Consider the following 13,731-nt stretch of genomic DNA (forward strand, 5'->3'; position numbering starts at 1 on the left):
GTGAAGAAGAGAAAATAGATTTTCAAAGTAAGCATGAAATGTTACTAGGATTCATTTATGTAAATATTTTTTTGATTTTATTTTGTTTGACTATTTTTCTTTTTTTTGAAGTTTTAAAAGTGAACTTAGATTTTGTGATTTTAATTGGTTCAACAGTCATGATATTTGCCTGTTATATTTGGAGATTATAAAAATAAACTAAACATTTGAGCGAGGGGTAAAAAGAAGATGAATTTTAAGAAGAAACGTCTAAATAAAGCACTTGAGGACAAGACTTATCGTGTGAAATTAGTACATTCGAACAAGGGTTGGTTAACTGTAGGTTTAACATTTATTACATTGTTCAGTGCTACTATGTTAAGTCAAAAAACTGTTGATGCATCTGCTGTAAACAACGTTGCAACAGCTAATTCAACAACAAGTAGCTATGTTCAACTTTATAACAGCGTTACAAGTAATGACATGCATAAAGCAAATCGTGGCCTTGAAAATGGTACTAAATGGAAGACTGCTAAGGCTGTTAAGGGTGTAGATGGTGAGACTTATCTACTCGTAGGCGGTAATGAATACGCTAATGCTAAGCAAATGGATTTAGCTGATGAAACATCAACACAAAATCTGACTGGCGTTGTTCGCGTAGGTGAAGGTAACGGCACATATGTAAGATTATATAGAAACCCTATGACTGAGGGAGCTCAACTAGTTTCTAACCGTGCATTAGCATCAAACACTGATTGGAAGACAGACCAAAAAGTTGTTGTAAATGGGGTTACATATTACCGTGTTGCTACTGATGAATGGGTAAAAGCTAACGATGCTAACTTAACTAGTGAATCATCAAGAAGTGAGAAGACATATACAAAGAATGCACCTGATGCTGAAACTACTGAACAAGAAGGTAATGGTTCAACTACTACACCAACTGACCCTGCTGATGAAACAGCTACTGTAACTACTAAGTTTGTTGATGAAAACAACAAGGAAATTGCTGACGCAGAAACTCAAACAGCCAAAGTTGGTTCTGATGTAACTGTTAATGCTAAGACTATTGAGGGTTATACTCTTACAAATGAAGCTACTCAAAAGCAAACTGTAAGTAAGGACGGCAACACAATTACCTTTACTTATAAAGCTAAAGAAACAACACCAACTGTTGAGAAATCAGATGTAACTGTAAACTATCTTGATTCAGAAGGTAACGTTCTAAAACCTGCTAAGACTGTTTCAGCTCAAGAAGTAGGTTCAACCGTAAGTGAAGATGCACCTGCTATTGAAGGATACACAGCCGATTCTGCAACTAAGACTCTAACTGTTGCTAAAGATAACAATTCAATCACATTCACATATACTAAGAATGCTACAACACCAGTTGACCCTGTCGTTACTAAAGCTAACGTAACTATTAAAGCAGTTGACGAGAATAACAAGGCTATTGAAGGGGTACAAGATACCGTACTAAAAGACCAAGAAGTTGGTAAAGATGTAGAAGTATCCGCACCAACAGTTGAAGGTTATACAGCTACTGAAGCTACTAAGACCGTTACTGTTTCTAAAAATGGTAATACAGTAACATTTAAATATACAAAAGATACACCAGTTATTTCAAAGGCAGATGTAACAATCAAGGCAGTTGACGAAAATGGCAAAGCTATTGAAGGGGTACAAGATACTGTACTTAAAGACCAAGAAGTTGGTAAAGATATAGAAGTATCTGCTCCATCAATTGAAGGTTATACAGCTACTGAAGCTACTAAGAATGTAAATGTAGCCAAAGAAGGTTCAACTGTAACATTCACATACACAAAGAATGCTGTTGCACCTAAGACAGCAACTATTACTATTAATTATCTTGACGCAGATGGTAATGTACTACAAACTGCTAAAACTGATACAGCTGATGTAGATTCAACTTATAAAGCTGATGCACCTGAAATCAAAGGTTATACCCTAGATGGTGATGCCAGTCAATCAATTACAGTAAAAGCTGATAGTAATGTAATCAACTTTAAGTACACTAAGAATGCACCAGTTGTTTCAAAGGCTAATGTAACAGTAAATTACTTAGATGCTGACGGCAATGTATTACAATCTGCTAAGACTTTAACTGACCAAGTTGTTGGTTCAACTGTAACCGAAACAGCACCAGCTATCAAAGGTTATACAGTAGACCAATCATCTAAATCATTGGAGGTTGTTAAGGATAATAATGTAATCAACTTTACATATACAGAAGATGCACCTGTACAAACAGTTGATACATTAGCTGTTGCAAATAAGGTTATCTCATTAGTAAATAATTACAGAACTGCTAACAGTTTATCAGAACTAAATGTTGATAGTAATTTAACCGCAGGAGCTTTAGCACGTTCCCTCACTGAAAAGGGACACGTTGACGCCAGTGGCGACATCAACTCCGCTAACCACGATGAGTTTATGGCTCAAACTCAAGCAAACTTGCAACAATACGGTTCAACTAATATGGCTGAAAACTTGGCCGTCACAAACGGTTCAACTGCCGATGAAGTAGCTCAAAACTTGTTTAATCAATGGAAGGAATCACCAGAACATAATGCTACTATGTTAGATAAAGGTATGACTGACATTGGTGTAGGTGTACAACAACTTGAAAATGGTATGTTTGTAGGTATTCAAGACTTTGGTGGAAAAGCCACGACAGCCAATTGGGATACAAGCAGATTTAATACCACAACGGCTGACACATTTGGTTTAACTACAGACCAAATTAAAGACCAATTTGTCAAGAATAGTGGTTATAACTTAGGTACTAACTACTATGTATCAGACCATATCTTTAAAACAAAGAATGATTATTTAAACTTTTTGAATGCAGGATTTGATAATCCAGACCCACTGGAAGGTTCAATTTGGGACTCAGTAGGTGCTAGTGGTAAAGCCACAGGTATGTTAGTCTATGATGGTAAGGGTAACGCTGTAGGTTGGGGTCTATGTTTGATGGAAATGGATGAACCAGTTTCAACATATACAGACCAAGGTTTAACAACATGGATTAAATAATCCAATAAATTACGTTAAGTAGATGATTATTAGAAGAAGGGTTGGCCGTAAGGTCAGCTCTTTTTGTGTATTACAAAAAGAATCTTTTTAACTTTATGAGATAGGATTCTGTGACATCACTTTCAGATTGAAATAATTGTAAATAGGGTGTAGTTAGTTATAATACAATCTGTAATAGTAGTAATTAGCAGTTATTATTTACAAAATAACTTAAAGATGTTATATTATATATGCAAGAGAGGTGGAACCCTACCTGCCTAATGGTCTTTGACTAATTAGGTTATCGAATAGAAGTGGGTATGATAAATTTAGTAATAAACCACCGCCATCGTATGATGGCTTTTTTTATGGGGATAACATGAGTAAAAAACAGCGATTTAGAATTGTGAGTATAGATGATGAATACATTGATTTTTTATATTCTATAGATAATCGTGTTATGCATCAAGGTAGAAAATATGGTTATCAAACTGACCGTAATTATATAGGTGGTTTAATTACTTTATCAATAAGAAATATTTTATTCCTCTTTCAGGATATAGTCCTGAAAAGGAAGCTATGTTATGTCGTCATGCTGAACCTGTATTTCCAATTTATGAGGATGTTGATAGACCGCCATTATCGTTTCTTAGGATGGCATATATGATTCCTGTTCCTGACCATATTTATCACTATGTTATCCCTGATGGAAAAGATAAGAAAACATGGTTAATGTATAATAAGATGAATTATATAAATAAGGTGGCAAATAAAGAATTGCTTATGACTAAAGTAAGTGATGTGTATACTCAATGGATGTCTGGAGATAATAAATTAAGACGAACGTGTGTTGATTTTACAAAAATGGAAGAAGCATATAATAATTGGCTAATGGAGCATAAGAAGTAGGATTAGGTCATTTAGACTTAATCTTTTTGTTTTAGGATTATCTGGTCGAGGTATGAAAATGTATTTGCTAATTTAGGTTTATCATTTGTATGATACCAAAGGTAACGTTGTAGGTTGGGCATTATACTCAGCTGATATGGATATGGGTATTGATGAAGCAACTGCTGATGGTTTAACAACATGGATTAAATAATCCAACAAATTAACGTTAAGTAGATGATTATTAGAAGAAGGGTTGGCCGTAAGGTCAGCTCTTTTTCTTTATAAAAGAATCTTATTTAATCTCTTTAAAAGAAGATACTTACAGACATAAATCTGCATATTAATTAAAGTATGCTATTAACAATTACTCATGTTGTATGTTGCTAAGTTGAGTATTCTCGTAAGTTCACAATCAGCATTGCTAATATTTAACTGAAGAGGCTTGATAGCTTTCGTGACAAGCATTACAAGAGCATTTAAGTGTAATTATACTCAGTTAAATGAAGAGCTTGAAGAAAGCTGAAGGTTCTCATTACGAATTAATTTATCAATCTTCAAACTAAGTTTCTCATTATTAGCGACAGTCCTAAGATTCAATCTCCAATAATTTTTTTTGCGAAATTGATAATAATCTTCAACATCTCATTACGAATGACGTTAATATATAGAAGATAAAAAGTTAGCTGTTAAACAAAAACAACTAATCAAAGCAAAAATAGATAGTTCAATCAGCGATAGTGTGACCTGTATGAATAATGTGATAGTCATACAAGAGAGATTCCAAGACTGATTGATACTATCAGGTAGTATGGATTACAAGACAAAGGGGCATCCTATTATGTGAGGGTGTCTTTTTATTTGTCTTGATTCATATACTTACAGGTTAAAGAGGATAGTTACAAACATAAATTGATGCGTTAATTGAGGAGTTTTAGTAAATCAATTTTAATTTAACATATGTGACTGACGACCAGTTTTATTATTGCAAGACAGTATAATATTTTGTCTTGATTAATATGTGTAAGGTATAAAAGAGGATAGTTACAGACATAAATTGATGTGTTAGTTAAGCAGTATTAGTAAACTAAATTTAAGTTAGTATGATAGCTGAGTTATCTCTTATGTAAAATGAATCCTTCAGCAGTTCATATCTTATCGAAGAAGCTTGATAGCTTACGTGACAAGCAATACAGAAGACTTTATGTATAATTATGTTGACCATTTGAAGAGCTCTTAAACTATCAAAATGGCTCATTACGAATTAATTTATCGATACATTATTCCGATTTTCATTTCTAGCAAGACTACTAAGATTAATTATCGAAAATAATTTTGGGAAATTGATAATAATTATCAATAATGTGATACAGAAGCTGTTAATATAAAGACATTGGAAGGTTGCTGTTAAACAAAAACAGTTAATCAAAGCAAAAAAAGATAGTTCAATCCAACTGTAGGATATCAATGTAAGTAGGATGGTTAAATGGATATGATTGAAGATTGATTAGCAGTATCAATAATATGCAAGACCAACAAGGGACATCTTATGACTAAGAGGGTGTCCTTTTACTTTGCTCATATTTTAATAAAAGAGGATGCTTACAGACATAAATATGTGTGTTAATCAAACTGCTATGACGAGCCATTCTTTACCATTGTTAGGTCGACTAAAGTATTACTGATAATTTACTGAAGTGTCTTGATAACTTACGTGACAAGCATTTCAAGAGTTATTACGTGTAATTATATGTGTAAAATTGAAGAGCTTGAAGAACGTCGAAGAAAGCTACTACGATGTCCACTCAAAATAACTTAACTTAAGTTGATTAGTATCAGTTATATAAGTAGCAAGAAGAGCGCGATAGCGCCATCAATCAGTCCTCCATATTAATTATTCATCGTTAGGGAAAATGGATAACATATCAGACACACTGCTTACGAATGACGGTATCATGTTGAAGACAATTGAAGGTTGTCGAATATTAGATATCGTAGGGGGTACAGTCGTATGTTATTAACGGAAGATGAAGATTTCAATCAAGAGAATATCGATTATAAAACTACTAAGTTACAAGATGATGAAAAAGAGATTGTCAAAGTTAAGGTTGATAGTGAGGAAGCTTTAAGACTAGTGATAGAACTTTTGCAACGTACAAAGTTATCTTTGAACTTTAAGAAAATTCAAGATTTTTTAAAGTCTGATGGCTATGATATTACCGAGGGTCAAATTTTGAATATTCAGAATAAGGTTAAAGCTAATAAAGTCGAAGAATTGAAAATTACCCATGATGAGAAAGGTCATATTTTACTTATGGCAGGGTCGGTTGGTGATGTTGTATACAAACAAGTTGTGTCTAATTTTGCTAAAATCATAAGTAGTGCTGTAAGAAATATTGATGAGTTAAATGATGATGACAAACAAAAAATCATTGATATTCTGACTGAATATACTGAAATATTAGTTAAGAGGTTGAAGACTGCGAAGCAGTCTTGATAATCGTTATTTAATCTAAAAAAGAGGATACCTACAGACATTTATTATTGATATACTTATATCGATAAATAATGATTGTAGGTGTCCTTTTTATGTCTCAAATTCCAGGTAAATATATAGATAAAATTAAATGTATGAGCTATCAAGACTTACTTGAAGATATCCCAAACTCTAGTATTGACGTGCTTTTGACTGACCCGCCGTATGATATAAAAATTGCAAATTGGGATAGTGGTTTTAATCTTGAAGATTGGTTAGATACCGTACTACCCAAGATTGCGATAGATGGGATAGTTATGATTTTCAATACTAAAGCTAATATTGATAGAATCATCAAACCCAAAATTGAGAATTTTTATGATAAAGACCATGATTTCACAGTGGTAGATACAATTGCTTGGGGTAAGACCAATCCCCGAAAAAATATTGATACTGTAAGACAATTCGAGTTTTTATTGATTGCATATAATAACTACAATACTAGTAAGAGTGATAGATATTACAGTGGTGATTTCGACCCATTATTTAGTAATGAAGAATGGGAAACTGCTAAAGAATTGAAGATATTTGCTCCCGATAAAGAGGACAAGGCAACTGTTAAAGAAGATAAAGATAAGGACGCTACTAAGAAGGATGATGAGCATCCTGACCCAAAACCAATTCGACTTTTAGTTAATCTTATTCGTAAGTACACTAGAATAGACGACATCATAATCGATAATTTTAGCGGTAGTGCATCAATTGCCGTTGCGTCTTACTATATGTCCAGACAATTTGTTGCGTGTGATATTGAACGTAAATACGTAGACCGAGGTAATAAGCGCTTAAGTAAGATTAAGAAGACTTTACCCAGGACATTATTTATAGAGGATATTTAGTATGAAGGTAGATAAATGTGGTGACATTAACTTAGATAATATAGATAAAATAACTGATTTTGGTTTTGATGACAACGTATATACGACTGATATTTATAACAATGAACTAATGAACAGTTTAAACGATGTTTTTGTCGTAGGGGATACAGAAGACAAATTTACGTGTGCTGTTAGAGCATTGCATAAATATGAACTAAATGAAGACTTAGATAGTAGAGAACAATTAATCATACAATTGTTTACTGAACAGCAGAGATTAAATATATTTGAATTCTTTGAGTTAAGAAAGAATATTTCTGATGATGTAGATGACGATAGTACTAAAAAATGGGTATATGATGACTCAATATTGTTTAGTGAGTTGGGTAATACAGCTGTTCAACTAAATGAATATTCTTCGGGAGAAACTCAACATGAGCTTAAAGAAGTAATCAAAGTTAATCTAGAAGACTTCAGCAAAGTGAGTGAAGATAACTTCACTATGCTAAATGACAAGACTGATGAGATTATTGATTCATTAATTAAGTCCAGTAATGAAGTGAATATGCGTAATATTCTTAAAGTATTTCAACAATATTTAAGCTTTTTGCATGTTAAATTGGAAGACGACATTGTTACTCATTATTGCAATTACAAAGGCTGGAAAATGATAGCCATTTTAAGGCAACAAGAGTCTTATAAGTTTAGAAAGGCTCTTGAAAATAGAGCTGTTAATTTGACGACTGATTATAAGATTTCTCGTTTCTACTATTCTAAGAATGTTATTGACCGAAATGTTTTCTATGATTCGCTGTTAGAAGACTTAAAGAAATATGAGCGTTACGTTATGAACTGTTATATCGATAAAAGTCCCCAGTATTATGAAGACTTGTTAAGTAGTTATTATGAAATAGTATTGACTGCTTTAACATTAAGAGATAATAGTATCGATAAATATATGTCTATGGTTAATAGTGGTTATTACAATAGCAAGACTAATGAAAAGTATTTGCGTAAGTCTATTAAGTGTGTTTATAACAAGAGAATTGAGGGGAATCTAAAGTTAGATAAACTAGATATTATATGTAAGAAACTACATATTACTACCGCGCGTGCACAAGAATATGATTTAAGATTTATGATGTTGCATACAGGATTATCGCAATGGATGAAGAGCAACTTAAAGTCTGATAATCAATCGAAGAAGAAGTCACTTTTAAAAGCCAAGTGGTGTCGTGAATCATATGAGAAGGGTAGATTAGCTTGGAAATATCATATTAAAGATAAGAAGACTTTCAAACAGATTGCTGATGAAAGTTTGGTGAATTTAAAGGACAGGGAGCTTATATCAAAAAAATATTACTTCTACATAAAAGAAGAGTTTGTTAAACGTGATTTAAGTGAAGAGCAATATAATGATTTTGCAGATGAAATGAGTATAACACTTAATCAATTTAATAAGCATGTTTTAAAATAATCTAGATGATAGCGTGAATGATAGTATATAAGTCAGTCTAGATGATATGAATGATATGTGTGAGTTCAAACAATTGATTACTACTAGAATAAATATGAAAGCGATTGATTATTTATTCTGTCAATGATAAGGTAAATGATAGTATTTTTACTGAAAATTGTAGATTTATAAGAATATCTTCATGCTAAAACGTTGTTATAATAGCATTTGTGCGTGATAAAAGAGGACAGACGCTCCAAAAGAGTTCCACCTCTTTTTTGATAATAGATAAAGACGTATAATACTTTTTATAAAGAGATAAAGGGGTTAGTTTGAATGGTTCAATCATTAAATACGAAGTCGGATTTGGTCATGGATGCAACTTCTCACTTAGGAATGACAGATTACGGTAAGATCATGGTCGGAGATAAGGGCTTCGAATTTTACGATGATCGGGATGCCAGTAACTATATCCAAATTCCTTGGACAGAAGTACGTTTGGTAATTGTTTCAGTTGTTTTTGGTGGTAAGTGGATTCCTCGCTTTGCCATCGAAACGAAGAAGAATGGAACATTCAGTTTTTCAGCCAAAGATCCTAAGAAAGCTTTGCGAGCCATCCGAGTTTATATCAAGCCGGATCACATCGTTAAGTCGTTAGGATTTTTCCAAGTTATCAAACGGGCTTTTACAAGAAATCCAAATAAGCAAGCTAAAAAGAAGAAAAAATAATTTAAAACTACGACAATATCCTACAAAATTGTCGTAGTTTTTTTATAATTTGACAATGAGGACAATTTAAGTGTTATTTTTGTCAATGTCGTCAAAAAGAGATTATTTTTAAGATGGTCATAGAATATACAGGGTGATTAAGATGGAACAGGAATTGAGCTTTGCCCGAAAAATCAACTTCGAACCATTATTGATCAGCATCTTTTTTGGAATCGTTGTTGCAGCCATTATTTACTCAATGGTTCCTCAATTACCATTAATTTGGATTGTTTGCGGTATATTAGCTTTTGCAATTGATAGTATGTTAATTTATCCAGTATGTTTGTCGGACTCTTATGGTTATTGGAAGCTCGATGACCAAGGAATTTACTACTATGACTACAGCGACTGGAAGAAAAAAATTCAAGCTATTTTTTTACCGTTTGCGAAAAAGCCGATTGAAGTGCCATATTCAGCTATCAGAGATTTTTCAATTATTGAAGGTAAATCCATCCTCAACAGTCAATATCCGCTAGGCGGGCCCTTAAAGGTTCCTCTATCTCGAAAGATCCATTATTTGGTAATTCAAACGGATCATAGTCAAATTAAATTGAATTGTGCTTGGAAATCAACTGGGATTCCGACGACTGATGATGATATCAAAAGATTAGTCGAAATCATTAAATCAAAGGTGTGAAATCAATTGAGGTAAGCTTTTAACTTACCTCTTTTCTATGTCTAGAATTGTAAATTCAAGGCCGAATTATATATATATTTAGAAAACTCTAACGAAATGATAGTTTTTCATTGTTTTATGACAAATGTCATACCTAATTCGTGACATCGCACACTTACTGATATGACGTGATAATCTTATGCTATATCCATAATAAATTTTAAGTTTATGAGGAGAATCCTATGGATAACGTTATTGATGTTAGAGACGTGAATAAGTCATTTGGGAAGAAAATAATTTTAAATCAGATTACCTTTTCAGTTCCAAAGGGGCAAATAATTGGATTGTTAGGTGAAAATGGGGCTGGCAAAACTACGTTGATTAATATCATGCTTGGACTGATCAAAGTGAATTCCGGTTCTATCTCAATCTTGGATAAAAGGAATACCTCAGCTAAAGCTTTTATGGGTGTGATGATGCAAAAAGATATTGCTTTAAAAAGGATAAAGGTCAAAGAAATTATTCAGTTATCACAAAGTTATTATCAACAGCACCTCTCATATCAAGAGATAATTACGTTGGCTCAATTATCTGACCAGGAAAATTTGTTTCTGAAACAATTATCCGGTGGTCAAATGAGACGTTTATCATTTGCGCTCGCAATGGTTGGCAATCCACAAATTTTATTTTTAGATGAACCAACTAACGGAATGGATCCAAGCAGTCGCAAAAGATTTTGGGAAGAAATTTTGAAGCTAAAGATGTCTGGAAAAACTATTTTTGTGACCAGTCATCACTTGGATGAATTAGAAAATGTCGCGGATCGTTTCTTAATTTTACGAGACCATCAAATTATCTTCGATGGTGATTTAATGCAACTTCGTCATAACACTGGAAATGCACAAATAGATTTTGATAGCGAGATTGATCCAACAATCATCACTAAACTTGTTGGAGCTGATCCGATTCGACATTTAGGAAATCACTTCATGATCGTAACCAATGATACTAATCGGATTCTCTCCGCTTTAAATCCGCTCTTGGCCGATATTAATAACATCAAGATTTCACAAAATTCATTGGAGAGTATCTTCATCGATCTCAACCAAAGGAGAAAATAATATGTCAGAATTTATCTATCAAACTAAACTTAACTTTACCAGAATCGTATTGCGTAATCTGAATTTTTTCTTTTTTGATTTAATGTTGCCGGTAGTATTTTATTTGCTTTATACCAAAGTATTATCGTCAGGTGTTCCCAATGACACACTTAAACAATGGAACGTTGCCTATCTGGTTAGTATGATGGTTTTTAGTTCCTTACTCGGATCAGTCATCACTGTTGCCAATACTTTACTGGAAGAACACACTAGCCACTTTGATCTTTTCGTTGATATTACACCAGAATCCAAAGTTAAATATTATGGTTCATTGATTGTTGTTTTTTTAACATTAAACTTAATTTCACTGCTATCTATCGGTGCTATTGGTGTGTTCGTTAACCACATCTCACTTGCTCTTCCAAAAATGATACTAGTTATTCTTACATGTTTAGCCGGATCCTTCGTTCTTATTTTCATTGGTATTGCCATTTCACTATTTAAGAATCCTAGTTCAGTCAATCTGGTTACGAGTTTAACAGTTTTTCCAATGGCAATGTTAAGTGGCTTGTGGTGGCCACTCCAAACACTGCCAAACTGGCTACAAACAATTGGTAAAATGATGCCAACTTACTCAATTTCTGCCATTTCAAACGATATAATCTCAGGTAATAATTTTCAGTTCAGTAATTTATTTAATTTTGTCATTTGGTTAGTTATACTTATTCTTGTTATTGTAGTTGGATCAAGATTGATGGCCACTAAGGAGCTCGAAACTGAATGAAAAATTTCTTAAAAAAACAATTCTTGTTTGATAAGGCATACGGATCGTTGCCTTATTTTTGGACTATTGCCTTGGCATTTTTTTCCGTTCAAATAGTCGGCTCCGTTAAAGGAACTTATCCACGTATCGGAATTACTGTTCTATTGCTAATTTACGCCAAGTTTTATCACGATTCGTATGAATTACCAACTGCTCGTTTCTTTAAATTGGTAATTCAGTTGGTTATCAGTTTAATAGTTGCGGCATTCTCCAATTATGGAACACTGTATGTTTTTACGGCCTGGCAAATTGGTTCAATGAACCTCAACAAAAAAACTTTTTATCGGTATACTGCTCTATACTTACTTGTCGCAATATTTGGAATTACCATGTCTGAAATGTATGATCCTAATCAAACATTTTATTCCCTTTCAATCGCCTTATTTTTTGCAATTGGATCCCCCTTTGCAGCTTATTCATTAAGACAAACTTATCGTCGTCGTTCGCAATTAAGTCAGAGTAATGAACGTCTTGAATCATTGATTCGCCAGTCAGAACGTGGACGGATCGCCAAGGACCTGCATGATAATTTAGGCCAGTCGTTTTCACTGATCACCTTAAAAGCAGAGCTGGCTGAAAAACTCATGTCAAAGGATCAAGAAAAGGCAGCAAAAGAACTCCAAGACATTGCTCAAACTTCGCGCGATAATCTCAGTTTAGTTCGTGAAATTGTCACCAACTTGAACAAAAAAACTATCGCCGAGGCCATGATTATAGAAGAAAAGAATCTCCAAACTGCTAAAATTTTTCTTTCGACGACCAATGAAAATGATTCAGTCAATTGGCCCGATAACGTTCAAAATGTCTTGTCTGCAGTCATAAAAGAAGCTGTGACTAATATCATTCGTCATAGCAAAGCTAATCAAGTTAACTTAATTTTTTCATCAGATAATCAAGCCTTTAAGCTAACAATTAAGGATAATGGCATAGGCATTAAAAATAAACGAAATAATAGCTTCGGCATGACTGGCATGCAGCAACGAATCAATTCCTTAAACGGTATAATGGAAGTATTTTCTGATCACGGAACAATAATCGATATCTCAATCCCGAAGGAAGTAAAAAATGACTAGTATTTATTTAGCTGAAGATCAAGAAATGTTGAATACCGCTTTGGCGACCCTGTTAGGCTTAGAGGATGACTTGGAAGTCGTCGGCTCTGCCACTGATGGAATGACTGCTTTTAATGAAATTATTAAATTACAACCTGAAGTAGCAATACTTGATATTGAAATGCCTGAATTGACTGGATTAGAAATTGCCAAGCAGCTGAGATTATTGAAACAACCAATCAAAATTATTATCTTGACGACTTTTGCTCAAGAAAGTTACTTTGAGCAAGCTGTTAGGTATGATGTAAATGCTTACCTATTAAAGGACAATCCAACTGATCAATTGATTGAAACTATTCATGCTGTCTTAACTGGGAAGACAATTTTTTCACCCGAACTAGTCAAAACTGTTATCAATTCCGAAAAAAATCCACTGACTCCACGGGAAATTGATATCCTAAAACTTATTAACACCGGTGCAAGTACCAAAGATATCGCCAAATTGGCCTTCTTATCCGAAGGGACCGTTCGAAACTATATCTCTTCTATCTTGAGCAAAACCGGTTGCAAGTCTCGGATAGAAGCACTCAATATTTCTAAAAATAACAAATGGATTTGATCATCCAATTAAAAAAGAGCCGATAAATGTTAGGAAAAAC

Annotated in this window: 12 protein-coding genes; all 12 read left to right on the top strand. The window is 33.5% G+C overall.

Features of this window, described 5'->3' with window-relative positions:
- Positions 1–191, top strand: a 191-nt coding sequence (locus tag ACG72T_RS08435) for a hypothetical protein (RefSeq protein WP_395265768.1), incomplete at its 5' end; no start/stop codon positions are given.
- Positions 192–228: 37 nt separating this feature from the next.
- The gene (locus tag ACG72T_RS08440) at positions 229–3,036 is read left to right on the top strand and encodes a MucBP domain-containing protein (protein ID WP_395265769.1); all 2,808 of its coding nucleotides are present in this window, start codon (positions 229–231) and stop codon (positions 3,034–3,036) included.
- Positions 3,037–3,540: 504 nt separating this feature from the next.
- Positions 3,541–3,924, top strand: a complete 384-nt coding sequence (locus ACG72T_RS08445) for a type III toxin-antitoxin system ToxN/AbiQ family toxin (RefSeq protein ID WP_395265901.1) — start codon at positions 3,541–3,543, stop codon at positions 3,922–3,924.
- A gap of 1,990 nt (positions 3,925–5,914) precedes the next feature.
- Positions 5,915–6,400, top strand: a complete 486-nt coding sequence (locus tag ACG72T_RS08450; protein ID WP_395265772.1) for a hypothetical protein — start codon at positions 5,915–5,917, stop codon at positions 6,398–6,400.
- 92 nt (positions 6,401–6,492) lie between these two features.
- Positions 6,493–7,278, top strand: a complete 786-nt coding sequence (locus ACG72T_RS08455; RefSeq protein ID WP_395265773.1) for a DNA methyltransferase — start codon at positions 6,493–6,495, stop codon at positions 7,276–7,278.
- Between the two features lies 1 nt (position 7,279).
- Positions 7,280–8,734 (top strand): hypothetical protein, encoded by a 1,455-nt coding sequence (locus ACG72T_RS08460; RefSeq protein ID WP_395265774.1) that lies wholly within the window; start codon positions 7,280–7,282, stop codon positions 8,732–8,734.
- Positions 8,735–9,049: 315 nt separating this feature from the next.
- Complete coding sequence (locus ACG72T_RS08465) at positions 9,050–9,442, top strand: DUF956 family protein (protein WP_395265775.1); 393 nt, start codon at positions 9,050–9,052, stop codon at positions 9,440–9,442.
- 142 nt (positions 9,443–9,584) lie between these two features.
- Positions 9,585–10,118 (top strand): hypothetical protein, encoded by a 534-nt coding sequence (locus tag ACG72T_RS08470; protein ID WP_395265776.1) that lies wholly within the window; start codon positions 9,585–9,587, stop codon positions 10,116–10,118.
- Positions 10,119–10,339: 221 nt separating this feature from the next.
- Positions 10,340–11,218, top strand: a complete 879-nt coding sequence (locus ACG72T_RS08475; protein ID WP_395265777.1) for an ABC transporter ATP-binding protein — start codon at positions 10,340–10,342, stop codon at positions 11,216–11,218.
- A 1-nt stretch (position 11,219) separates the two neighbouring features.
- Positions 11,220–11,981, top strand: coding sequence for an ABC transporter permease (locus ACG72T_RS08480; RefSeq protein ID WP_395265778.1), 762 nt, complete (start codon positions 11,220–11,222; stop codon positions 11,979–11,981).
- Positions 11,978–13,093 (top strand): sensor histidine kinase, encoded by a 1,116-nt coding sequence (locus tag ACG72T_RS08485; RefSeq protein WP_395265779.1) that lies wholly within the window; start codon positions 11,978–11,980, stop codon positions 13,091–13,093. Before ACG72T_RS08480 ends, ACG72T_RS08485 begins: the two co-directional genes overlap by 4 nt.
- Positions 13,086–13,691 carry a DNA-binding response regulator gene (locus tag ACG72T_RS08490; RefSeq protein WP_395265780.1) on the top strand — a complete coding sequence of 202 codons (606 nt, stop codon included), beginning with the start codon at positions 13,086–13,088 and terminating at the stop codon, positions 13,689–13,691. Before ACG72T_RS08485 ends, ACG72T_RS08490 begins: the two co-directional genes overlap by 8 nt.
- The last annotated feature ends 40 nt before the right edge of the window (positions 13,692–13,731 follow it).

Source organism: Companilactobacillus sp. FL22-1, from assembly GCF_043951805.1.
Taxonomy (GTDB): Bacteria; Bacillota; Bacilli; order Lactobacillales; family Lactobacillaceae; genus Companilactobacillus.